This is a genomic window from Caballeronia mineralivorans PML1(12), assembly GCF_001028175.1.
Lineage (GTDB): Bacteria > Pseudomonadota > Gammaproteobacteria > Burkholderiales > Burkholderiaceae > Caballeronia > Caballeronia mineralivorans.
In genome coordinates, this window is sequence record NZ_AEJF01000193.1 from 1 (window position 1) to 23398 (window position 23398).

Annotated in this window: 18 protein-coding genes and 1 tRNA gene; 10 read left to right on the top strand and 9 right to left on the bottom strand. The window is 60.4% G+C overall.

Features of this window, described 5'->3' with window-relative positions:
- The 3 genes from EOS_RS32815 to EOS_RS32825 form a co-directional block, all read right to left on the bottom strand.
- The coding region (locus tag EOS_RS32815) for an MFS transporter (RefSeq protein ID WP_047896379.1) at positions 1-853 on the bottom strand (853 nt) is incomplete at its 3' end.
- A gap of 158 nt (positions 854-1011) precedes the next feature.
- Complete coding sequence (locus EOS_RS32820; RefSeq protein WP_047896380.1) at positions 1012-1383, bottom strand: hypothetical protein; 372 nt, start codon at positions 1381-1383, stop codon at positions 1012-1014.
- Between the two features lie 248 nt (positions 1384-1631).
- Positions 1632-1716, bottom strand: a tRNA-Leu gene (locus EOS_RS32825).
- Positions 1717-2013: 297 nt separating this feature from the next.
- Between EOS_RS32825 and EOS_RS32830 the strand changes: the two genes are divergently transcribed.
- Positions 2014-2598, top strand: coding sequence for a TMEM175 family protein (locus EOS_RS32830; RefSeq protein ID WP_047896381.1), 585 nt, complete (start codon positions 2014-2016; stop codon positions 2596-2598).
- A gap of 70 nt (positions 2599-2668) precedes the next feature.
- Positions 2669-3133 (top strand): metallophosphoesterase family protein, encoded by a 465-nt coding sequence (locus EOS_RS32835; RefSeq protein ID WP_047896382.1) that lies wholly within the window; start codon positions 2669-2671, stop codon positions 3131-3133.
- A gap of 120 nt (positions 3134-3253) precedes the next feature.
- Here EOS_RS32835 and proP read toward each other — a convergent pair whose 3' ends face one another.
- The 3 genes from proP to argA all read right to left on the bottom strand — a co-directional run bounded on the left by proP (position 3254) and on the right by argA (position 7123).
- Complete coding sequence (proP, locus tag EOS_RS32840; protein ID WP_047896383.1) at positions 3254-4720, bottom strand: glycine betaine/L-proline transporter ProP; 1467 nt, start codon at positions 4718-4720, stop codon at positions 3254-3256.
- 662 nt (positions 4721-5382) lie between these two features.
- Positions 5383-5658, bottom strand: a complete 276-nt coding sequence (locus EOS_RS32845) for an oxidative damage protection protein (protein WP_047896384.1) — start codon at positions 5656-5658, stop codon at positions 5383-5385.
- Positions 5659-5752: 94 nt separating this feature from the next.
- Positions 5753-7123 carry an amino-acid N-acetyltransferase gene (argA, locus tag EOS_RS32850; protein ID WP_047896385.1) on the bottom strand — a complete coding sequence of 457 codons (1371 nt, stop codon included), beginning with the start codon at positions 7121-7123 and terminating at the stop codon, positions 5753-5755.
- 22 nt (positions 7124-7145) lie between these two features.
- Here argA and hrpA point away from each other — a divergent pair, with 22 nt between their 5' ends.
- From hrpA to EOS_RS32875, 5 genes are all read left to right on the top strand, one after another.
- Positions 7146-12143, top strand: coding sequence for an ATP-dependent RNA helicase HrpA (gene hrpA, locus EOS_RS32855; protein WP_235443035.1), 4998 nt, complete (start codon positions 7146-7148; stop codon positions 12141-12143).
- A gap of 603 nt (positions 12144-12746) precedes the next feature.
- A complete protein-coding gene (locus EOS_RS32860; protein WP_047896386.1) occupies positions 12747-13760 on the top strand; it encodes a YVTN family beta-propeller repeat protein in 1014 nt (337 codons plus the stop codon).
- 112 nt (positions 13761-13872) lie between these two features.
- Entirely contained in the window at positions 13873-14898 is a 1026-nt protein-coding gene (locus EOS_RS32865) for a sterol desaturase family protein (protein WP_047896387.1), read from the top strand.
- Positions 14899-15088: 190 nt separating this feature from the next.
- Positions 15089-15946, top strand: a complete 858-nt coding sequence (locus EOS_RS32870; protein ID WP_047896388.1) for an EI24 domain-containing protein — start codon at positions 15089-15091, stop codon at positions 15944-15946.
- Positions 15947-15967: 21 nt separating this feature from the next.
- Complete coding sequence (locus tag EOS_RS32875; RefSeq protein ID WP_047896389.1) at positions 15968-16780, top strand: competence/damage-inducible protein A; 813 nt, start codon at positions 15968-15970, stop codon at positions 16778-16780.
- A 44-nt stretch (positions 16781-16824) separates the two neighbouring features.
- On the opposite strand, the gene EOS_RS32880 is transcribed toward EOS_RS32875, so the two are convergent.
- Positions 16825-17289, bottom strand: a complete 465-nt coding sequence (locus EOS_RS32880; RefSeq protein ID WP_047896390.1) for a rhodanese-like domain-containing protein — start codon at positions 17287-17289, stop codon at positions 16825-16827.
- A 365-nt stretch (positions 17290-17654) separates the two neighbouring features.
- Here EOS_RS32880 and glnA point away from each other — a divergent pair, with 365 nt between their 5' ends.
- The 3 genes from glnA to ntrC all read left to right on the top strand — a co-directional run bounded on the left by glnA (position 17655) and on the right by ntrC (position 22032).
- The gene (gene glnA, locus EOS_RS32885) at positions 17655-19070 is read left to right on the top strand and encodes a type I glutamate--ammonia ligase (RefSeq protein ID WP_047896391.1); all 1416 of its coding nucleotides are present in this window, start codon (positions 17655-17657) and stop codon (positions 19068-19070) included.
- Between the two features lie 166 nt (positions 19071-19236).
- Positions 19237-20382: a nitrogen regulation protein NR(II) gene (gene glnL, locus EOS_RS32890; protein ID WP_047896392.1), complete on the top strand. Its 1146-nt coding sequence runs from the start codon at positions 19237-19239 to the stop codon at positions 20380-20382.
- A gap of 144 nt (positions 20383-20526) precedes the next feature.
- Positions 20527-22032 (top strand): nitrogen regulation protein NR(I), encoded by a 1506-nt coding sequence (gene ntrC, locus EOS_RS32895; protein WP_047896393.1) that lies wholly within the window; start codon positions 20527-20529, stop codon positions 22030-22032.
- Between the two features lie 203 nt (positions 22033-22235).
- Here ntrC and xth read toward each other — a convergent pair whose 3' ends face one another.
- Positions 22236-23012, bottom strand: a complete 777-nt coding sequence (gene xth / locus EOS_RS32900) for an exodeoxyribonuclease III (protein WP_047896394.1) — start codon at positions 23010-23012, stop codon at positions 22236-22238.
- 76 nt (positions 23013-23088) lie between these two features.
- A partial coding sequence (locus tag EOS_RS48385) for a helix-turn-helix transcriptional regulator (RefSeq protein ID WP_047896395.1) occupies positions 23089-23398 on the bottom strand: 310 nt, incomplete at its 5' end.

A 23398-nucleotide genomic window follows, 5' to 3' on the forward strand; every position in this document is an offset into this window, starting at 1 on the left:
CCGACTTGCCCGCTAGCGGCGCGGCCAGCGCGCCCGCTGCACCGACGATGCCGAACAGGCCGGCGGCTTGAGGACCGAGATGGAACGGCTCGCCGGCGAGTAACAGCGTGAGCACAGACCAGAAGATGCTGAACGCCGCGAACAAGGCGCCGCCTGTCATCGATGCTTCGCGCAGCGCCGGCGTCTCGACCACAAGATGCCACATCGATGCGAGCAGCTTGCCGTAAGGCAGCGTGGATGTCGGTTTGCTGCGCGGCAGGCGCATCACCACGAGTACGGCGAGCCCGATTGTCGCCGCGACCGAAGCGCCATATACGGCTCGCCACCCGAAGTATTCCGCGACGAAACCCGAGACCGTGCGTGCGAGCAGGATGCCGATCAGCAGGCCGCTCATCACCGTGCCGACCGCATGACCGCGTTGTGCAGGCGGCGCGAGTTCGGCGGCGAACGGCACCGCTTGCTGGGCAATGGTTGCCACAATGCCGAGCGCGAGGCTCGCGGCGATCAGCACGCCGAGCGTGGGCGCCGCCGTTGCCCCGACCAGCGCGATGCCGAGCGCGGCCAGTTGCAGAAGAATGATCAAGCGGCGGTCGAAGCGATCGCCGAGCGGCGCCAGCAATAACATGCCGATCGCGTAGCCGAGTTGCGTGACGGCCGGCACTGCGCCGATCAGCCCCGCGCTTTCTGGAAACGACGCGCGAAATGCCGCGAGCAGCGGCTGATTCGTATAGATATTCGCCACCGATACGCCTGCGATCGTCGCCAGTACGAGCAAGGTGGCGCGCGAATAGTGCGGATGATGCGGGGCGTGGGGACCGGAATCGGAATCGGAATCGGTGGCGGCAGCGGACATGGCGGGGCTCGATGATTCAAGGCATGAAGCGAGCCGCTGATGATACTAAAGACGATCGGGGTTTGCTGGCGTGTCCAGTGTCCGCCTTTGCACGAACGAACCCAGGCTTTCATAGGCGAGCCAACCGGACCACGTTCCCACGCTGGTTGACGATGCACTTACTCCGTGTCGTCGGTGCCCGGTTTCAGCGGGTATTTTTCTGCGAGGTCAGCCGGTGTCAGCCACTGGAACGTCTTGAGCGTGTCGCCGGCGAACGTACATTCGACCGCTGCCGGCACCGTCTGCGACGTCGTCTTGATGGGGGTCACACCCGCCGGCGGGATTTTTTTGGTGTAGCTTCCCTCGACCACGACGCGCGTGCCTTCATAAGCGACCCGGGGCGGGTCGTAACTCAGCTTGGGCTTCGAGGCCGGATAGGTCTCGACCATCTTGGCCTTGCATTCCTGGCCGTTGCGATACGCCGTGGTGCAACCCGCGGTGCAGGTAAGAACGGCAGCAGCGGCCACCGCATAAAAGGTTCGATGTTTCATGATGGCTCGCGCTAGGTAGGACGCGCAGTCTACTTCAGTCGGTTAAGCGAAGACAGGTGACTAGCGGTTTCGCATCGATAAAGTGTGTCCACGGCTTCTCGTTTCTTTCAACCGAGGCGAATGAAATCCGGGAAGGCGCGCAATGGCGTCGATACGTTGCTGTATGAATATACAGTGATCATCGCGTTGATCTGCGCGCGGCAGCCAAACGCCCCTTTGATCCGGAAACGTTCGTTGAATCTGACGCATGGTAGCGGGGACCGGACTTGAACCGGCAAGCCGTTAGGCGGCGGATTTTAAGTCCGCTATGTTTACCAATTTCATCACCCCGCCAGGCGGACGCGATTCTACCATCGGACGGCTGAGGGGCCAATCCAGACAGGCGCTAGCGTCGTGCATCCGGTTTCTTCGGGGTTGGTTTTCATCGCTCGCCCAAATCCGCCGGGCACTTTCACGCTAAATCGACAACGCCGGGCCGCTCACGCATAATTTGCTGCGCGCGGCCGGGGTGCGGCCGCATCCGGGAAGCCACCTCACGCGGACACGCTTTCCTCAACCTCAGAGGCCAGCACCTGCGCGCCGGACGATGGACCCCGGCGGCAAAACCACGAAGCACGAGAAAGGAAGAAGATGGGCACGAACCGGATCGAGGCATTCAGCGATGGCGTGATCGCCATCATCATCACGATCATGGTGCTCGAACTCAAGGTGCCGCACGGCGCCGATCTGGCGGCGCTCGGCGCGCTCGCTCCCGTGTTCTGCGCCTACGTGCTGAGCTTCGTGTATGTCGGCATCTACTGGAACAACCACCATCACCTGATGCACGTGGCCAAGCGTGTCAACGGCAGCGTGCTGTGGGCGAACCTCCATGTGCTGTTCTGGCTGTCGCTGTTTCCGTTCACCACCAACTGGATGGGTGAGAGCCACCTCGCATCATGGCCCACTGCGCTCTATGGCTTCGATCTCTGCATGACGGCGGTTGCGTGGTACATCCTCACGCGCGCGTTGATCGGCCTGCACGGAGCCAACTCGATGCTCGAACGCGCGATCGGCTCGGATCTCAAGGGCAAGATTTCGGTGGTGCTGTATCTGGTCGCAATCGCCGCATCGTTCTGGGAACCGTGGGTTGCCGCGGCCTTATACACGATCGTGGCAGTCGTGTGGCTCGTGCCTGACCGGCGCGTGGAAAAAGTCCTGCTGACGGAAGAGCAATGACCTTCGCGCGCTGATTTCATCGGCATGAACAGTGCTACGCTCGGGCCATAAAGTTCTGCGAGCGAAGCCTATGTCCTCTGTGATCCGCATTGGCATCATCTCCGATACCCACAACCTCGTGCGTCCCGAAGCGCTCGATGCGTTGCGCGGCTGCGAGCACATCATTCACGCCGGCGATATCTGTAATCCCGCTGTCCTCGATACCCTCAACGAACTCGCGCCCGTCACCGCGATCCGCGGCAATAACGATTCGGGCGCGCGGATCGACGATTTGCCGGAAGCGCGGACATTTCGCATCGGCGATACGGCGATTCACGTCGTTCACGATATCGCGGATGTTCCAAAGCAGCTCGACGGTATCGACGTGGTGGTCACCGGGCATTCGCACAAGCCATTAGTCGAGCGCCGCGGCGCGACGCTTTTCGTGAACCCGGGAAGCGCCGGGCCGCGTCGATTCAAGTTGCCGGTGACGCTTGGCATCATGCTGATTGAGAAGGGCGAGGTGCAGGTCGAGATCGTGCGGCTGGTTGAGTGAACGCATGAGTGAACGCAGCGTTAGCGCTTGGCTGGACCGCGACCGAAAGGCAAAGAGGCCGTTCCACGTGACTTGGAACGGCCTCTTTGTTGTTTAACTATCGTTCATCTTTGCCCAGCGTCACGCGTGGGCTGTCGCCTCCGGCACTCGGTCATCCATTTCGGCAGCTTGCCGCACACCGCGCATCACGGCATGTGCTTCCGAGCGCGAACCCACACACGGCGGCGATCCCTTCAGCGGCTTCCTGGCGGTCTCATGAAGTGCGAGCACCGAGACAATTCCGATCACCGATGCCCCCATCAGGTAATAGGCGGGCATCATCAGATTACCCGTCGATGAAACCAGCCACGCCGTCACCAGCGGCGTCGTGCCGCCGAACAGCGAAACCGACACGTTGAAGCCAATCGCAAGCGCGCCATAGCGGATCTTGGTGGGGAAGAGCGCGGGCAACGCCGACGGCATCGCGCCGGTGAAACACGACAGCAACACGCCGAGAATCAGCATGCCGCTGAAGACGGGCAGCACGGTGCCCATGCGGATCAGCGTCAGCGCGGGTATCGACAACAGCAGCAAACCGACGCATCCAAACAGCATCACCGGCTTGCGCCCGACCTTGTCCGACAGATGGCCGGCACCCAGTGTCATCGGCATCATCAGCACCATCACGACCAGCACGATGAAGAGCCCGTGCGTTTCGTTGAATTTCAGCGTGGCGGAGAGATAACTCGGCAGATAAGACAGCGCCATGTAATCGGTCACGTTGAAAATCAGCACGAGCCCGACGCATTGCAGCATGGGTTTCCACTGCTTGACCAACATATCGCGGAATTGGTCTTTGGGCGTGCTGTGCGCTTCGCTCTCGCGCTTGTCGGCTTCACGCTGGAAGGCAGGGGTCTCTTCCAGCTTCAGCCGGATATACAAGCCGATCAACCCGAGCGGTCCCGCGATCAGGAAAGGAATACGCCATCCCCAGGAGAGCAGCGATTGCTCGGACATCGTCGCGGTCAACACCGCCACGCATCCTGCGCCGAGCACATACCCCACGAGCGTGCCGAACTCGAGAAAACTGCCCATGAAACCGCGCTTCTTGTCCGTCGCGAATTCCGCGATGAACGTCGCTGCGCCGCCATACTCGCCACCTGTCGAAAAGCCCTGCACCAAACGCGCGACGAGCAGCAGGATCGGCGCAAAAATGCCGATGCTTCCATACGCCGGAATCAAGCCGATACAAAACGTGCCGACGGCCATCATGATCATCGTCATCGCGAGCACGCGCTTGCGGCCGATGCGATCCCCCATTGGTCCAAACACCATGCCGCCTAGCGGACGCACGAGAAACGCCGCGGCGAAAGTGCCGAACGTTGCGATCAATTGCGCGCCTGGGTTGCTCGACGGGAAGAATACTTTGCCGAGCGTCACCGCGATATAGCTGTAGACGCCGAAATCGAACCATTCCATCGCGTTGCCGATTGCCATCGCGCCGACTGCGCGCTTGAGCAGCGATTTATCGACGATGGTAATGTCGTCGAGCGACAGGTCTTTTTCGGGTTGGGGTTGTCGCCAGAGGCCGTCGTTCGGTGTTGCCATGAAGAAAAAGCTCCAGGTTTGTTGCCGAGCCGCCCATGGGACGGTTCGGCGTGCGCCGGGCGCACGTTGCCGGGAAAGTGCAGTTTCGCGACGAGGCGAGTTGGCGAATTCCAGTGCGAGAGCGACTGAAAGCTGCTGAAAGTCGTTGCCCGCGCGCCGGACGCATGGGAGACGCGTCGATGGTGCGTTGGACAATGCCGATGCCTCGCGGCGATGGTCGCGAAATGGCACTTCGTGGGTACTACGCGGATAACTACACGGGTACTACGGGGATTGATGGCTGGACGCGGCGAAATTTGACAACGGGGGCGCCAAGGGCGCTGTTGTCTTGCTGCCTGCTGCGTCACGATTGAAGAGGCTTGAGATCAACTTTGTCCACGGGAAAATCCAGACCCGGGGAAGCCTCCACAACACTCGCCGATATCTCGAATTAGCGCTTGAAAGAATGCTTCAGGCGCGTCATTGCTAAGAAATTGACTTTGAATTGCAGTTGGAAAGAAGGAGATGTTAGCACGATGCCAGACGATGCGCAAACCGGTGGGCTGCGGGGGCTTTGGGTCCCGGTCTCGGAAATGAAAAAGCCGGCCTCGAAAGACCGGCTTTTTATCGACCGAAGCTCGACCGAAGCTCGACCGAAGCTCGACCGAAACGGCGTGGTTCGACTAGCTCTGCGTCGGCGGCACGTAGCCTTGGGCGGTATCGGCGCCTTCGCCGAAGAAGTACTTCTCCGTCTGCTTCAAGAGGTACTGACGCGCGCGCGGATCAGCCATGTTGAGACGATTTTCGTTGATCAGCATGGTTTGCTGCTTGAGCCAGCCTTGCCACGCTTCCTTCGATATCGTTTCATAAATCCGCTTGCCGAGTTCGCCCGGCAGCGGCGGAAAGTCGAGTCCTTCGGCTTCCTTGCCGAGCTTCGCGCATTGAACCATTCGAGCCATCTGTCATTCTCCTGTAGCGGGGTAGCTGGACGCCTCGTGTCGGGCGGCGCATTAATTGGCGCCTGAGCCCCGCGGACGTCTCCAAATAGAGTGATTAAAGCTGCTTCATCAGCACAAGCGATTTGCGTTGCCAGTTATAGAGCCGGCGGCGGTCTTCCGGCAAATCGTCGACGGTCACCTTCACGAAGCCGCGCTTGAGAAACCAGTGTTCGGTCCGCGTGGTCAGCACGAAGATATGCGTGAGGCCCCGAGCGCGCGCACGCTGCTCGACGCGCTTCAACAAACGTTCGCCGTCGCCGGAACCTTGCGCTTCGGGCGAGACCGTCAGGCAAGCCATTTCGCCGATGCGTTCCTGCGTGTACGGATATAGCGCTACGCAACCGAACAGCACGCCATCGTGCTCGATGACCGAAAAATGGTCGATATCGCGTTCTATCTGGTGCCGGCCGCGCCGCACGAGCGTGCCGTCCATTTCCAGCGGCTCGATCAGCGTCAAGATACCGCCGACGTCATCCGGCGTCGCTTCGCGCAGGCTTTCGAGGTTCTCGTACGAGATCATCGTGCCCACGCCGTCGTGCAGGAACAATTCCAGCAGGATGCTGCCGTCGAGCGCGTAGGGAATGATGTGCGCCCGCGCCACGCCGCCGCGGCAGGCGCGAATGGTGTGCTTCAGGTAAAACGCGGCGTCGCCTTGCAGTTCACCGCTTTCGTGCAGCCTGTAGGCATCGTCCAGCGACATTTCGCGCACCAGCTCGCCGTTTTCATCGACGAGGCCTGGGGTTTCAGTGAGGAAAATGATCTTGTCGGCGCGCAGTGCAATCGCCGCTGCCGACGCCACATCTTCCATCGACAAATTGAACGCCTCGCCTGTCGGCGAAAACCCAAGTGGTGAGAGCAGCACGAGCTTGCTGCTGGTAAGCGAATGGCGAATGGAATCGCCGTCAATCTTGCGCACCACGCCGGTGTGCTGGAAATCGACGCCATCCAGGATGCCGACCGGCCGCGCTGTCACAAAATTGCCCGATACCACGCTGATGTGCGCATGCGCCATCGGCGTGTTCGGCAAGCCCTGGCTGATCGCCGCTTCGATGTCGAGGCGCACTTCGCCGGCGGCTTCCTTCGCGGATTCGAGCGCACGGGCGTCGGTGATGCGCAAGCCGTGCGAAAACTCCGATTCCACGCCGTGCAGGTTCAACTGCTCTTCCACCTGGGGGCGCGAACCGTGCACGAGCACGACGTGGATACCCATGGCGTGCAGCAGCCCGACGTCCTGGACGAGTGCATTCAGACGTCCTTCCTGCACCAGCTCGCCGCCGAACGCGACCACGAAGGTCTTGTTGCGGAACGCGTGGATATAGGGGGCGACCGAGCGCATCCAGTCGACGAACTGGGCGTGGTCATCAGGCGCTTCGGGCTCGGTCGTAACCGGCGGAGGCGCGGCGGGGAGGTCGGTTTGAGAATTCATGCCGGGATTATAATGCCGTGCTATGCCGAATGTTTCCAAACGTCCCGCCGATGCGGACAAGCTTGATCCCCAGGAGCAGTTGAAAAAGCTGCGTGAAGCGCTGCTGCGCGATGCAGCGGCGCGCGAAAGCGATGGCGAAGATGATGCCGGAGGCGGTGCTGAAAGCGCCTCGAATCGCAAGAAGGAAGCGGCTGCGCGGCGATTTGCGGGGGTGTCGGGGGCAGCAGCGGGCGGTGCGGCTTCCGGTTCCGCTGCGGGTTCGGTTGCTGGTCAGCAAGCATCGAAAAAAAGTGTTCAGAAGGGGGCAGGGGTTTCGCCTGCTTCTTCTTTTTCACGCAGTGAATCGAAAGATTCGTCCGGTTCTACGTCTGCCTCCGCGTCTTCGCCCTCACGGCAAGGTTCGGCGCGCAAAGACGACCGCGGCAGCGCGGTTTCGTTATCGTCGCTGTCGGCGCTAGCGTCGTTGTCTGTGTCGTCCGGCAAGATAACCCCCTCCAGTTCTCCGGCTCGCGCTGCCACCTCCGAGCGGCGTGGTGAAAGCGCGACTGCGCATGTCGGTACCGAGGATGGCGCCGCGGCGATAAAACGAACCGATGCGGTGAAGACGCCAACGACGCCAACGACGGCGCGGGACGAACGTGTGTCCGCCGGTGGTTCGGCGAAAAAGACGGCCGAACGGTCGGCTTCAGATACCCGGGCGCGAAGCGATCAGCGGAAACCTCGCATTCATCAGCCAGCCGATGCGTCTGTACAACAACACATCGGAGGTGAGCGTCCTGCACCGGGCGCACATGTTCAACGTACGCAGGAACCCCGCATTGGTGAGCGCACCGATATCGTGCAGCCGTTGGTTGTCGCCCATGTGCACTCTGCGAACAATCAAAGCGATCAGAAACCGGGCGCGGGCGACACTCGCGAGCGGGAAGACGGACGCACACCGGAAAACGTGCCACAGCGCAGCCGGCCAGAACGCGATCCTAAGCGACTTGCCGCGCGTCCCCAAGCTGACGCCGCGCAAGCTGCCGCTCGCTCGCAACCTGACGCCGCCGGGCAAGCCGCTCGTCCGCAACCCAACGCTACACGCCCCGACGCGCGTGCTCAACAACGTGACACCCCACGCCCGCGCCGCGTCGTCGAACCGAACCCCATTCCGCCAATCCGTTTCCCTGAAGCGCTGCCGGTTTCCGCCCGACGCGACGAAATTGCTGCCGCGATCCAGGCGAACCAAGTGGTGATCGTCAGCGGTGAAACGGGTTCCGGCAAGACGACGCAACTGCCAAAGATTTGTCTCGCGCTCGGGCGCGGCCTCGGTGCGGGCGGCACCGGGCTGATCGGCCATACGCAACCGCGGCGGATTGCAGCATCAGCGACAGGACGGCGGATCGCGGAAGAGCTCGGCACGCCGTTCGGTGAGGTGGTCGGCTACAAGGTTCGCTTCACGGATAACCTGTCGCCCGGCGCGTCGGTGAAACTGATGACCGACGGCATTTTGCTCGCTGAAACGCAAACCGACCCGATGCTCGCCGCGTACGACACGATCATCATCGACGAAGCGCACGAGCGCAGCCTGAACATTGATTTCCTGCTCGGTTATCTGCGCGAAATCCTGCCGCGGCGGCCGGATTTGAAGGTGATCGTGACATCGGCGACGATCGATGCTGACCGTTTCGCGCGTCATTTCGGCAGCGATGAAAAACCCGCGCCGGTCATTGAAGTGAGCGGGCGGTTGTATCCCGTTGAGGTGCGGTATCGGCCGGTCGAAGAAGATAGTCCGGCGGTGAAAGCCGCGCAGGGAACGACGTCGGGAACGTCGCAAAAAGACCGTCCGGATCGTCCAAAGACCCAGCGCGAAAACGATCGCGACTTGATGGAAGCGATCGTGGACGCCGTCGATGAACTCTGCCGCGAAGGCCCAGGCGACGTCCTCGTGTTCCTCCCCGGCGAGCGCGAAATCCGCGACGCCGCCGAAGCGTTGCGCAAGCACCATCCACCGCACACGGAAATCCTGCCGCTGTTCGCGCGCCTTTCGGCCGCTGAGCAAGAGCGCGTGTTCCGCACATCGAACACGCGCCGGATCGTGCTGGCGACGAACGTCGCGGAAACGTCGCTGACGGTGCCGGGGATTCGTTATGTCGTCGATACCGGGCTTGCCCGCGTCAAACGCTATTCGTATCGCAACAAAGTCGAGCAGTTGCAGATCGAGCCGATTTCGCAAAGTTCGGCGAATCAGCGCGCAGGCCGTTGCGGGCGGGTGGCGGACGGCGTGTGTATTCGTCTCTATGAAGAAGACGACTACAACCTTCGAACGCGTTTCACCGATCCGGAAATCTTGCGGTCCTCGCTTGCGTCGGTGATCTTGCGGATGAAGTCGCTGCACCTGACGGCCATCGAGACATTTCCGTTCCTCGAACCGCCGCCGGGCCGCGCGATCGCCGACGGTTATCAGCTTTTGAACGAGCTCGGCGCTGTCGATGACGATAACGCCCTTACGCCGCTCGGCCGCGAGCTGGCGCGTTTGCCGCTCGACCCGCGCGTTGGCCGGATGATTCTTGCCGCGCGCGACCATCAGTCGTTACGCGAAGTGTTGATCATCGCGAGCGCGTTGTCGGTTCAGGACCCGCGCGACCGGCCGATCGAGGCGCAGGAGCAGGCCGACCAGGCGCACAAGAAATTCGCCGATGAGCGTTCCGAGTTTCTTCAATGGACGCGGATGTGGACCTGGTTCGAGGACGCCATCGCGCACAAGAAGTCGAACAAGCAGCTCACCGACGCCTGCCGCGCGAATTTCTTGAATCACGTGCGTCTGCGTGAATGGCGCGATGTGCATTCGCAATTACTGACTGTGGTGCGTGAACATGGCTGGCGCCTGAACGAATCCGAAGCCACATTCGAGCAGATTCATCTCGCTTTGCTGACGGGTTTGCTTGGCAACGTGGGCTTGAAAGCCGACGACGAGCCGTATTACCTCGGCGCGCGCGGTATCAAGTTTTATCTGTGGCCGGGTTCGGCGCTGTTGAAGAAAGCCGGCCGCTGGGTAATGGCGGGTGAGCTTGTCGAAACGAGCCGGTTATATGCGCGATGTATCGCCAAAATCGAACCGGAATGGCTTGAGCAAGTCGGCGCGCATTTGCTGCGCAAAACGATCTCGGAACCCCATTGGGAAAAGAAGGCCGCGCAGGTCGCAGCTTTCGAGCGCGCGACGCTGCATGGCCTGACGGTCTATGCGCGGCGACGGGTGAGTTTTGGCAAGCAGGATCCGGCGCGCGCACGTGAGTTGTTTATTCGCGGTGCGCTGGTCGACGGCGAATTCGAGACGAAGTTGCCGTTTTTCGCGCACAACCGCAAGCTGCTGGCGGATATCGAACAGTTGGAACACAAGTCGCGTCGCCAGGATGTGCTCGTCGACGATGAACTGATTTTCGCTTTCTACGATTCGCTCGTGCCGAAGGGCATCTATTCCGGCGCGGCGTTCGAGCGCTGGTATCGGGATGAGGAGAAGAAGGACAGCGCGTCGCGTCTCTTGTTCCTATCGCGCGACGACTTGATGCGTCACGAAGCGGCGGGCGTCACGACCGATCTGTTTCCGAAACGGATGACGATGGCCGGCATCGAAATGACGCTGACCTATCACTTCGAGCCGGGCTCTCCACGCGACGGCGTGACGCTGACCGTGCCGCTATTTGGCCTGAATCAAGTCGATGCACGCCGCTCCGAGTGGCTCGTTCGCGGCATGTTGAAGGAAAAGATACAGTTGCTGCTGAAGTCGCTGCCTCAGAAATTGCGGCGGCATCTTGTGCCCTTGCCGGAGTTCTCGGCTGGCGTGGTCGAGCGGCACAGCGGCAAGACGTTCGGCGCGGGCGGTTTGCTCGAAGCGTTGATCGCTGATATTCGCGAGCAAACGCAGATCGCGATGAAACCGTCGGACTTCAAGCTCGAAACGTTGCCGGCGCATTTGTTCATGAACTTCAAGGTCATCGATGAACACGGCCGGCAGCTCGCAATGGGCCGCAATCTGGCGCAGCTGCGAACTGAACTCGGTGGACAAGCGCAGCAGCATTTTCAGAAGCTGGCGGCGGGTGCGACTTTGGAGGGCGACAACGACGTGGCGACACCCATCACGCGAGCCGCTTCGGCATCCGATTCTTCCGGGTCCAGTTCCAGCACCGCGTTGTACGAGAACCTGACCACGTGGGACTTTGGCAAGCTGCCCGAGCTGCTGGAGATTCGGCGGCGCGGCCAGACGCTTTTCGGCTATCCGGCGCTCGTTGATCGTGTCACGCATTGCGACGTCGAAGTGTTCGATTCGCCGGAGGAAGCCGCGCGCATTCATCGGGCGGGCTTGCGTCGATTGTTTGCGCTGCAGTTGCGCGAGCCGATTCGGTATCTCGAGCGCAATCTGGGCGGTTTGCGCGAGATGTCGTTGCAATACATGGCGCTGGGCACGCAGGAGGAATTGGCGAGTCAGATTATCGAAACGGCATTGGATCGTGCGTGCCTGCAAGATCCGCTGCCCGATAACGATGGTGATTTCCATGCGCGACGTGATCAGGGCAAGAGCCGGCTGACCTTGCTCGCGCAGGAGATTGCGCGCCTGGCGGGGCAGATCCTGTCGGAGTACGCGTCGGTATCGAAGAAGCTGACGCAGGTCAAGTCGTTTGGCGCGCCATACACGGACATGGTCGCGCAGTTGAATGCGTTGATTGGCAAGCGTTTTGTTATCGATACGCCGTACACGCAGCTATCGCACTTTCCGCGGTACCTGAACGCGATGGCCTTACGTATCGAAAAGCTGAAAGCCGATGCGCTGAGAGACGCGCGGTTGTCAGCGGAGATGGCGCCACTGCTGCAAAACTATCAGCGGGCGATTGCGCAACGCGGCGGGGTGGCGGATGCGCGATTGAGCGAATACCGGTGGCTGCTGGAAGAACTGCGCGTGTCGCTGTTCGCGCAGGAACTTCGTACGCCCATGCCGATATCGGTCAAGCGTTTGTACAAGGTGTGGGAATCGATGCAGCGGTAAAAGTAGGGGTATGCGAGAGACTGGTCGGATGGACGAGGCTCGCGCATACCGCGCTTTGCGACCTTGCTTCGTTACTTTTTCGCGTTGTCCGAGGGTTCGACCGCTTCGAGACTCAGCGGCGTGGCAACCATGACATTTGTTTGAGTGTCTGCCTGAGCCACCTGGTATTTTTGCCATTTTCCAAACGAGCATCTCCCGCCTCGTAGATTCTGGCCCGCTCGGGCGTCGGACAGCCTTCCTGCATTGATACGCTTCGGACTCGGAAGCTCGGGATGATCCCGTTTATCGAGTCGGCGAGATATACGATCCTTCCTAAAAGTGATTGTGTTTATCGATTGAAAATTCGGATTGCAAACTAATAGCCAAATAAGTGAAATTTTTGTCGCGTCATTTGGCGCGAGACGATCGGCCGGGAACGACATCATCGATTGCGCTCCGTTCGTTCTTGGCCGCTGTGCGCCACTTTTGCAGGGCAACGCTTCAGGGCGGGCGCCGTCGCATTTGCGCCGCAGATGCCAAAAAACGCGGAAAACCCCTTCTGGATCAACCCTTGGAAGGGCGCAAACGTTCTACAATGGCCGCTGTTTTCTGACCTGAGCTTTCATGCGTAACTCTTTCCCCATCTGTCTCGTTCGCGCGTCCGCTGCTGGCGCTGCAATGATTGTCGCCGCCTTGTCCTTGTCCGCGCCTGCGCGCGCCAACAACGTCATCGTGTTGAATTCCGGTGAGGCCACGCTGAGCCTTATCGACCAGACGACTCATCAGGTCGTTTCCACCGTCCCGACGGGCAAGGAGCCGCACCATTTGATGGCGACGCCTGACAACGCGTCGCTGATCGTGGCCAATTCGGTGTCGAACAACCTGATGTTCGTCGACCCGAAGACGGGCAAGCCGCAGCGCTGGGTGGAGAACATCGAGGATCCGTATCAGGTTGGGTTCTCGCCGGACAAAAAGTGGTTCGTCTCCACCGGCCTGCGGCTCGACCGCGTGGATATTTATCGCTACGACGGCGCGAACATTTCGATTGCGAAGCGTTTGCCGCTGGCGGTCATGCCCAGCCATATCGCGTTCACGAACGACAGCAAGACCGCATTTATTTCGCTGCAGGTTTCAGGCGAAGTTGCGGCAATCGACCTGGCGACCCAGACGGTCAAGTGGAAGATGAAGGTCGGAAAGGTGCCGGCGGGCCTCTGGATGACACCCGGCGACAAATACCTGCTGGTCGGCATGACTGGCGCCGATTACGTAGCGGTTGTCGACTGGCAGACGCAGAAGATCGTCAAGACGATCAAGACAGGCAACGGCGCGCACAATTTCCGCTCGCTCGCGGACGGCAAGCATGTGGTTGTTTCAAACCGGGTGGCGAGCACGATCAGCATCATCGATGAAGATGCGCTGACGAACGTGGGCGACATTACCGGTCTGATGCCCGGACCCGACGACATGGAACTTTCCGCCGACAAGCGCTATCTCTGGGTAACGTTCCGGTTCGCGAAGCATATCGGCATCATTGATATGACCAATCGCAAGCTGATTCAGACAATCGCTGTTGGCCGGTCACCGCACGGGATCTACTTTTTCGACCGCGCGCCAGTGACCGGGCCGAATGGCGGGTAGGGTGTGCGTGAAGGGCCGGGGAGGGGCAAATCTCTCCCTGCGCGTGAATCACGAATTGACCCACGAACTGACCCACGGATTGACCAGTAAGCAGCACCTGTAGCGGAGCACCATGTTTCATTCGATCTTCTCCCTTTTCGACAGCCTCGTCTCGACCATACAGACGTGGCTTTATATCGACGTGGTGCAGCCGTTGCTGTTCAACGTCGACTTGATGGGTTACGACGAGGACACATACAACGCGTTGTATTGGGTGATCGTGGGTGTGCTGGAGGTGCTCGCCATGTACGCCATCCTGCGTCCGCTCGAAGCGTTGCGGCCTGCCGAGAAGTGGCCGGATCGCAAGGGCGTGCGCGTGGATGCGCTTTACACATGGATCGTCAAGCTCGGGATCCTGAACCTGTTCTTTTTCTTCACCTTCCAGCCTTTCTTCGACAGCTTTCAAAGCTGGTTGCGTCTGCACAACATCGCCAACATCGATCTCGACAACCTTTGGCCGGGTGTGACTTCCCAGCCGCTCGTCGCGTTCGCCATCTATCTGGTGGTGCTCGATTTCGCCGGCTATTGGTATCACCGGATGGAGCACCGGATCGGTATCTGGTGGGAGCTGCACGCGGTTCACCACAGCCAGCAAAAGATGTCGCTGTGGTCCGACGATCGTAACCACTTGCTCGACGACATTTTGCAGGCTGGATTCTTCGCCACCGTGGCGCTGGTGATCGGCGTGCAACCATCGCAGTTCGTGGTGCTCGTGGCGCTCACCAATCTGATGCAAAGCCTTCAACACGCCAATATCCGGTTGCATTACGGCTGGCTCGGCGAGCGTTTGCTCGTCAGCCCGACGTTCCACCGGCGGCATCATGCGGTCGGCTATGGTCACGAAGGCACCGCTTACGGATGCAATTTCGGCGTGCTGCTGCCGTGGTGGGACATGCTTTTCAGGAGTGTGTCGTGGAATCGCGAACTCGAACCCACTGGCATTCGCGATCAGCTCGTGGTGAACGGCGCGCCGGGCCGCAATTACGGCGATGGTTTTATCGAGCAGCACTGGCTTGCGTTTAAACGCATCGGGGCGCGCATTGCGTCGAATCGGGCAACCCGCGCTCCGGGTTCAGATTCGGACGCGGCCGCTGTCTGATCTGCGGTCTGGGTCTGACGCGTCCGTAACGTACCGCAACGCAACGTACCGCAATGCAACGCCTCAGAGCCTGTCGCCGGCCTCCCGCCGGCGCTCCTGTTTTGGCCTGCAGCGTTAGCCATCCGGACGAGCAGCGCGGCAAACGCTCTCTGGTTTATCCTGTCTTCTTTGCCCTTCAAACGATCCCTGCATGAATGACTTGCTGCGTTCGTTCGTGCGCGCGCTCGCGAACGCTTTTCACCCGAGAATGCTGTGGCTGACGTTCATGCCATTTGCCGTGGCAACCGCCGTCTGGGGCGCTGTCCTGTGGTTCTTCTGGCAGACGCTGACGGGCGCCGCGCGTGACTGGCTCGACGGCTGGGCGTTCACGTCGACAATGTACCGGCTCTTCGATTCCATCGGGTTCTCGGCGCTGCATGCGGTGATTGCGCCGTTTTTCATCGTGATCATGGCGATTCCGTTGATCGTCGTGACTATTTTGTTGCTCATCGCGACGCTTTCCATGCCGTCTGTGCTCAAGCTGCTCACGCGGCGCCAGTACGCGGCGCTCGAAATGCGGCGCGGCGGCTCCTGGTACGGGAGTCTCGGGCATTCAGTCGTCACGACGCTCGTTTGCCTGGTGCTATTGGTTGTGACGTTACCGTTGTGGCTGATTCCGCCATTTTTCGCAATCATTCCGCCTCTGTTGTGGGGCTGGCTGACTTATCGCGTGATGACGTATGACGCGCTTGCGTTGCACGCAAGCGCGGAGGAGCGGCGAGCTATCGTGCGGCGTGCGCGCTGGCCTCTCCTGGGTATCGGTGTGATCAGCGGGCTGCTCGGGTCCTTGCCGACCATGCTCTGGGCGTGGTCGGTCTGGTTGCTGCCGTTGTTTCCCGTCATCGCGGCCGTGACCATCTGGATCTATGCGTTCATTCTCGTTTTCTCGGCGCTTTGGTTCGCACATTACTGCTTGCACGCGCTCGAGCGCCTGCGCGTGGAAACGGCTGCTGCTGCGCCGCCGCTGGGCAGTCCCGGCGCGCCGCCCGAATTTCGAATTTCCGGCTAATTTCAAGATCAGGGAGCATTCATGGGCTTTGGCATGGTCATCATTGGCGATGAGATTTTATCCGGTCGCAGGACCGACAAGCATCTGCCGAAAGTTATCGAATTGTTGTCGGCGCGGGGGTTGTCGCTCGACTGGGCGGAATATATAGGAGACGACCGGGAACGCATTACCGCCACGCTCAAACGGAGTTTTGCGTCCGGCGACATCGTGTTTTCGACGGGCGGCATTGGCGCAACGCCCGACGATCACACGCGGCAGTGTGCCGCCGCGGCGCTCGGCGTGTCGCTCGAACTGCATCCGGAAGCCGCCGAACTAATCCGGGCGCGGATCCGGGAAACGGCGGGCGACAAGCCGGTCGATCTGGAATTGCCGGAAAACCTGCATCGGCTGAACATGGGCACGTTCCCGAAGGGTGCGAGCATCATTCCGAACAGCTACAACCGGATTCCCGGCTTTTCGGTTGGGAACGTCCATTTTGTGCCCGGCTTCCCCGTTATGGCATGGCCGATGATCGAATGGGTGCTGGACACGAAATACACGCACCTGCATCACGCGACGCCTTATGTCGAGCGGTCGGTGTTGGTCTTCGGGCTGCCGGAATCGCGTATCACGCCGCTGATGGAGGCGATCGAACGCGACTTCACCGGGGTGCGTGTCTTCAGCCTGCCAAGCGTCGGCGACGCGGCGCGCGGGCCGGTGTTTGAGCGCGCTCATATCGATCTGGGCGTCAAAGGCGAGCCGGAAGCGGCGAATGCTGCGTTCGCGAGGCTGCGCGAGGGCGTGGCGGCGCTCGGAGGTGAGATGGTCGAGGTCGAGCCGGGCGCAGCGGTTTAGACGCCGCTACGAGGTCGGCCGTTGTGCTAAAGGTTTTACGGGTTTTACGCGCCGATCCAGGGCAGACCGCGGAAGCACCATCCCGAAATCGTTTTGCGGTGACCCTGCCCGTCTTTGTCGCCCTCGAAGCCTTCGAGCAGGTCGAAGGCCTTTGTGAAACCTTCTTTCTGGGCCAGGACGGCTGCGAGTTTCGAGCGTGCAGCGCTGCGGCAGAGAAACAGGACAGGTGTGTCGGGTGCGGCCACTTCGTGCAACTGCTGGATAAATGCTGTGTTCGGAACCGAGCCCGGATAATGAATCCACTCGATGTGCGAGTACTGTGCGGTATCGATGGCAGGGCGGCCCACCCAGTCGAGCTCGGCGCGCGTGCGCACGTCGACCAGACGAACGGAGGGGTCGAGCTGCAGAAGCTCGAAGGCCTCGGCGGGGAGAATGGCACCCGCGTAAGGCAATTGGTTTTGATCGGCGCGATGTGTGGCCTGGGCGTACAGCTGCTCGAGCGTGCTCATGGACGGGTCTCCAATCGGACATTTTAATCAGGCATTCTAGCGTGCCGATAGCGCTCCGATCGTGCTCGATCGCTTGAGGTGGGGGAACGCATCGGGCTGGTGCGAAGCGTTTAAATTGCCCTGAATCAGTGCTAACGTTATAGGTCTCACAATCGCATGCACCGCAAATGTGCATTGCAACACGACTTTGATCGAGTAAGCCCCTTGAAGGGTGATGGTGCTTCCCCGAAAAAGCGCGCAGCTTCAATCGCTTAGCGCAACATTGGTGCACTTGGCATGGAAGCTGCTTTTGACTCTGCCGATAGTTTGGAATCGGTTAGGCGGCGAATGGGTGTTCGTCGATTTTGTTAATCAGGAGATAGGTAATGAGCAAATCCGTGGCCGACGTCATGCAACTCGTCAAGGACGAGGACGTCAAGTTTGTCGACTTCCGTTTCACCGACACGCGCGGTAAAGAGCAACACGTTTCGGTGCCGGTCTCGGCATTCGACGAAGACAAATTTGAAAGCGGCCACGCTTTCGACGGTTCGTCTATCGCCGGATGGAAGGGGATCGAAGCGTCGGACATGCTGCTGATTCCGGACGCAGACACCGCGTTTATCGACCCGTTCTATGAAGAGTCAACGCTCGTGATGTCGTGCGACGTCGTGGAACCGTCGGACGGCAAGGGTTACGAGCGCGATCCGCGCTCGCTGGCAAAGCGCGCTGAAGCCTACCTGAAGAGCTCGGGTCTGGGCGACGCCGCTTTCTTCGGCCCGGAGCCGGAATTCTTCATTTTCGACTCGGTGCGCTGGAGTGCGGACCAGTCGGGCTGCTTCGTTAAGGTTGGGTCGGAAGAAGCACCGTGGTCGTCGTCGATGGAATTCGAAGGCGGCAATACGGGTCACCGTCCGGGCACGAAGGGCGGTTATTTCCCGGTTTCACCGGTTGACACGTTCCAGGACATCCGTTCGGAAATGTGCCTGTTGCTCGAGCAGATCGGCATTCCGGTCGAAGTGCACCACCATGAAGTGGCGGGCCAGGGCCAAAACGAAATCGGCACCAAGTTCTCGACGCTGGTTCAGCGTGCTGACTGGACGCAACAACTGAAGTACATCGTCCAGAACGTGGCGCACACGTACGGCAAGACGGCGACGTTCATGCCGAAGCCTATCGTTGGCGACAACGGCTCGGGCATGCACGTTCACCAGTCGATCTGGAAGGACGGCAAGAACCTGTTCGCCGGTGACGGTTATGCGGGCCTGTCGGAATTCGCGCTGTTCTACATCGGCGGCATCATCAAGCATGCTCGCGCGCTGAACGCGATCACGAACCCGTCGACGAACTCGTACAAGCGTCTCGTGCCGCACTTCGAAGCACCGGTGAAGCTCGCCTACTCGGCGAAGAACCGTTCGGCTTCGATTCGCATTCCGCACGTGTCGAACCCGAAGGGCCGCCGCATCGAAACGCGTTTCCCGGATCCGATGGCGAACCCGTACCTGTGCTTCTCGGCGCTGATGATGGCGGGTCTCGATGGCGTGCAAAACAAGATCCACCCGGGCGAAGCAGCGGACAAGAACCTGTACGACCTGCCGCCGGAAGAAGATGCAAAGATCCCGACCGTGTGTTCCGGTCTGGACCAAGCGCTCGACGCGCTCGACGCTGACCGTGAGTTCCTGACGGTTGGCGGCGTGTTCACGGACTCGATGCTCGACGCGTATATCGAACTGAAGACGACCGAATTGCAGCGCTATCGCCAGGCTGTGCATCCGATCGAGTTCGAAATGTACTACTCGCTGTAAGCGTCTTACATGGCGTGCGCGCTTCCCTGGTTGCCGTATCCCGGAGAAGCGCGTCGTGTGACGCGAAGCAGAAGTGTCGAATGGACGAAAAAGGGACGGCGTGCCGTCCCTTTTTTAATCGCCGGCGCTTCTCCTGACAAGTTTCAAGACGGGGTCTCACTGCACGATGGTTCTCAAGAATCTCATCAAGGCGAGAAAGAGTCCTCCCGACAACTCGTTGTCCGACGACGCAGCGCTCGTCGCTACTCATTTACTGCCGGGCATGGAAGCGCTGCCCACAGTCGTGCTCGTGCTGGACAAGCTGACCCTCAAGATCGCGTTTGCGAATCCGTCGGCGGAAGCCATGCTCGAGCGCTCGCGCAAGCAGTTGGCTCAAACCGCGTGGCCCGAACTGTTCGCCAATGCGGACGAACTGGTCACGACCATTGCGTCGATTGCTGATCATCGTTTTAACGCGACGCATCTTGACGCCGTGCTCGACCGTCCCGGTCGCGAGCCGCTGCACGTTCATGCGATTGTCGCGTACCTGGAAGTCGCACCGAATTACGTGCTGCTCGAACTGTTCGAGAACGAGCGGCATCTGAAGACCGACCGCGAAGAGCGTATTCACGATCTGACTGCGGTCAACAAGCAACTGATTCGCAATCTCGCGCATGAAATCAAGAATCCGCTCGGCGGCATTCGAGGCGCCGCGCAACTGCTGGAGTTCGAGCTGGGCGCGCGTGAGCGCGACGAATTGCGCGAATACACGCAGGTGATCATCAAGGAATCGGATCGGCTGCAAACACTGGTCGACCGGTTGCTTGAGCCGCACCGGCATCCGCATATTGTCGGCGATGTGAATATTCACGAAGTCTGCGAGCGCGTGCGCGCCGTGATCCTCGCGGAATTTCCGCGTGGCCTCACGCTCGAGCGTGACTACGACGTAAGCGTGCCCGATTTGCGAGGCGACAAGGAACAGCTTATCCAGGCGCTGCTGAACATTGTGCGCAACGCGGCGGAAGCGCTGCGCGAACGTATTTCGCAAGGCGATGCGCGTATTGAATTGCGTACGCGCATCGCTCGCAAAGTGACGATTGGCAAACGCTTACACAAACTGGCACTGGACTTGCATATCACTGACAACGGTCCCGGCATCCCGGAAGAAATACGCGACCGGATCTTTTATCCGCTCGTGTCCGGGCGAGAAGACGGTAGCGGACTGGGCCTCACGCTCGCGCAGACTTTCGTGCAGCAGCACGATGGTCTGATCGAAGTGGAAAGCAAACCGGGTTGCACCGAGTTCACCATCTTGTTGCCGTTCGAAGGGTGAGCGGGCTCAGATGAAGGACGAAGCACCGAAGCATGGAGTCAAGGATCGATTACGAGGGTTCATCGACATTTTGAAAAGCGCTAGTGCGCCTGACCGTTTCGACGGGCTTATACCGAACCACACGAAGACATCTCGCCGAACTATATGAAGCCGATCTGGATAGTAGACGACGACCAATCCATCCGCTGGGTGCTCGAAAAAGCGCTCGCAAGAGAGAACTTCGCCACGCGCAGTTTTTCCGGCGTCCGCGACGCGCTGACGGCGCTTGAACAGGAAAGTCCGCAAGTACTCGTGTCCGACATCCGCATGCCGGGTGGTTCGGGCCTTGAATTGTTGCAGACCGTGCGCGACAAGCTGCCCGGTTTGCCGGTCATCATCATGACGGCGTTCTCCGATCTCGACAGCGCCGTCGCCGCGTTCCAGGGTGGTGCGTTCGAATATCTGGCGAAACCGTTCGATGTCGACAAGGCGGTGGAGCTGATCCGGCGCGCCGTCGATGAAAGCATGCGCGGCGAAGCGGCCTACGACAACAGTCTCACCGAAGCGCCCGAGATGCTCGGCCAGGCGCCCGCGATGCAGGACATGTTCCGCGCCATCGGCCGTCTGTCGCACTCCGCGGCCACCGTGCTCATCACGGGCGAATCAGGCACCGGAAAGGAGCTTGTCGCACGCGCGTTGCACCGCCATAGCCCGCGCGCGAACGGGCCGTTCATCGCGTTGAACACCGCCGCGATCCCGAAGGACCTGCTCGAGTCCGAGTTGTTCGGCCACGAACGCGGCGCGTTCACCGGTGCGCAGGCCATGCGTCAGGGGCGTTTCGAGCAGGCGGAAAACGGCACGCTGTTCCTCGATGAAATCGGCGATATGCCGTTCGATCTGCAGACGCGTTTGCTGCGTGTGTTATCCGATGGGCAGTTTTATCGCGTGGGCGGGCATAACCCGTTGAAGGCGAACGTCCGCGTGATTGCCGCGACCCATCAGAATCTCGAATCGCGCGTGCGGCAAGGCCTGTTTCGCGAGGACTTGTATCACCGGCTGAACGTGATTCGCTTGCGTCTACCCGCCTTGCGCGAGCGCAGTGAAGACATTCCGCTGCTGACGCGGCATTTCCTGCAGAAAAGCGCGCGTGATCTGGGTGTCGAGCCGAAAAGGGTATCGGAAGATGCGCTGGGGTTTTTGGCGTCGCTGCCGTTTCCCGGCAACGTCCGGCAACTGGAAAACCTGTGTAACTGGCTGACCGTGATGGCGCCGGCGCAGACGATCGAACAAAAGGATTTGCCGCCCGATCTCACGCCGACCCAGGAATATGCCGGTGAGAGCACGGCGCTGACAGCGTCAGTGGCGGAAATGGGGGGTGGGCCGAACGCGACCCTGTCGGGCGGTGTCGGCGGTCTGCCGGCTTCGCTCGGCGCACCGCCTGCCGGCATTCCCGCCAGCGTGTGGGAAAACGGGTTGCGCACCGAGGTCGCAAGACTGCTGCGCGAGAATACCGCCGATGTCATGGACGAACTCGCGCGCCGGTTTGAAGCTGCGGTGATCCGTGAGGCACTCGACTTTACGCGCGGCCGGAAAGTCGAGGCGGCTGAGCGGCTGGGCATCGGGCGGAATACGATCACGCGCAAGATCCAGGAGTTGCATCTGGACGCTTGATCGCGATATTCGCGGCGGGGCGCGCCCGGCGACGCCTCGCCGCGTTCTGCGCGGGTTGATTAAGCGCATGCGTTAGCAATGAGCCTTAAGCGTGCACGTGTTCGGTTTAGCCACCGACACATGCTCCCAACGCGACGACCTGTCGCCTACGCGCTTGGCGCGGCTTTTTGCGCTCACGCTCTGTCTCTAAAACCATCGTCCATTCAGCTAAGCGTCGCGATCACCGGCGCGTGGTCCGACGGTTGTTCCCACTTTCGCGGCACCTTGTCCACTTCGCACGCCGTGCAGCGTGCGGCGAGTTCGGCGGTCACTAGAATGTGATCGATGCGCATCCCCGCGTTGCGGCGAAATCCGAGCATCCGGTAATCCCACCACGTGTAAAGCTTCTCGGGCTGCTCGAACTTGCGGAAGGTATCGGTGAGACCGAGTTCTACCAACTGCACGAAATGCGCGCGTTCTTCCGGCGAGACGAGGTTCTGGCCTTCCCATGCTTTTGGATCGTGGACGTCCCGATCTTCCGGCGCGATGTTGTAGTCGCCCAGCAGCGCGAGTTGCGGATACGTCTTCATCTCGCCCTCGATCCAGTCCCGCAGCGCCTCGAGCCAGCGCATCTTGTAGGCGAACTTTTCGGTGCCTGGTGCCTGGCCGTTAGGGAAATAGGCCGAGATGATCCGCACGCCTTCGACGGTCGCGGCGATCACGCGTTGCTGCGGATCCTCGAACGCGGGGATGTTGCGCACGATGGTGGTTTCGTCGACGCTCAGGCTATCGCGTACCAGAATGCCGACGCCGTTGTAGGTCTTCTGGCCGGCGAACCAGCTTTTGTAGCCGACCGCTGCGAGTTCAGCGACGGGGAATTTGTCGTCGGTGAGTTTGAGTTCCTGCAGGCACAGCACGTCGACGCCACTCGTCGCCAGCCAGTCGATGACATGCTGCTGACGGACTTTGAGGGAGTTGACGTTCCAGGTGGCAATTTTCACGAAAAAATCTCTTGCTTATATGGTGGGGGTTTCGGCCTGTTGGTGGCGGTTTTTTCCGGTCTAGCTACCCATCTAGCTACCCATTTGTCGAATGCTTGTCGTGGTGTTGCGGCTTCATTTGATTCGCAATGAAGTCGTTGATGCTTTCCCCGACGATTCGGCTTCCGTGCGGGCCAATTTTAACGAGGCTTAGCTTGCCACACTTAACTAGCCGATAGAGCGTCGCGCGCGAGATGTCGAGTTGCTCCATGACGGCATCAATCCGGTAGAGCCGGCGACAGGGTACTCGTGTATCCGCTGCAGCAGCCGAGCCGTACCGCGCGGCATTCTTTTGCGGCCGCTTCGCAGGCTCCCCGTCGCTGTCGCCGTCGGCGCTGCCGTCATCC

Excerpts from the sequence above, each read along its gene's own strand:
- EOS_RS32820 (WP_047896380.1), bottom strand. The coding sequence starts at position 1,383 with ATGAAACATCGAACCTTTTATGCGGTGGCCGCTGCTGCCGTTCTTACC.
- EOS_RS32830 (WP_047896381.1), top strand. The coding sequence starts at position 2,014 with ATGGGCACGAACCGGATCGAGGCATTCAGCGATGGCGTGATCGCCATC.
- EOS_RS32835 (WP_047896382.1), top strand. The coding sequence starts at position 2,669 with ATGTCCTCTGTGATCCGCATTGGCATCATCTCCGATACCCACAACCTC.
- proP (WP_047896383.1), bottom strand. The coding sequence starts at position 4,720 with ATGGCAACACCGAACGACGGCCTCTGGCGACAACCCCAACCCGAAAAA.
- EOS_RS32845 (WP_047896384.1), bottom strand. The coding sequence starts at position 5,658 with ATGGCTCGAATGGTTCAATGCGCGAAGCTCGGCAAGGAAGCCGAAGGA.
- argA (WP_047896385.1), bottom strand. The coding sequence starts at position 7,123 with ATGAATTCTCAAACCGACCTCCCCGCCGCGCCTCCGCCGGTTACGACC.
- hrpA (WP_235443035.1), top strand. The coding sequence starts at position 7,146 with ATGCCGAATGTTTCCAAACGTCCCGCCGATGCGGACAAGCTTGATCCC.
- EOS_RS32860 (WP_047896386.1), top strand. The coding sequence starts at position 12,747 with ATGCGTAACTCTTTCCCCATCTGTCTCGTTCGCGCGTCCGCTGCTGGC.
- EOS_RS32865 (WP_047896387.1), top strand. The coding sequence starts at position 13,873 with ATGTTTCATTCGATCTTCTCCCTTTTCGACAGCCTCGTCTCGACCATA.
- EOS_RS32870 (WP_047896388.1), top strand. The coding sequence starts at position 15,089 with ATGAATGACTTGCTGCGTTCGTTCGTGCGCGCGCTCGCGAACGCTTTT.
- EOS_RS32875 (WP_047896389.1), top strand. The coding sequence starts at position 15,968 with ATGGGCTTTGGCATGGTCATCATTGGCGATGAGATTTTATCCGGTCGC.
- EOS_RS32880 (WP_047896390.1), bottom strand. The coding sequence starts at position 17,289 with ATGAGCACGCTCGAGCAGCTGTACGCCCAGGCCACACATCGCGCCGAT.
- glnA (WP_047896391.1), top strand. The coding sequence starts at position 17,655 with ATGAGCAAATCCGTGGCCGACGTCATGCAACTCGTCAAGGACGAGGAC.
- glnL (WP_047896392.1), top strand. The coding sequence starts at position 19,237 with ATGGTTCTCAAGAATCTCATCAAGGCGAGAAAGAGTCCTCCCGACAAC.
- ntrC (WP_047896393.1), top strand. The coding sequence starts at position 20,527 with ATGAAGCCGATCTGGATAGTAGACGACGACCAATCCATCCGCTGGGTG.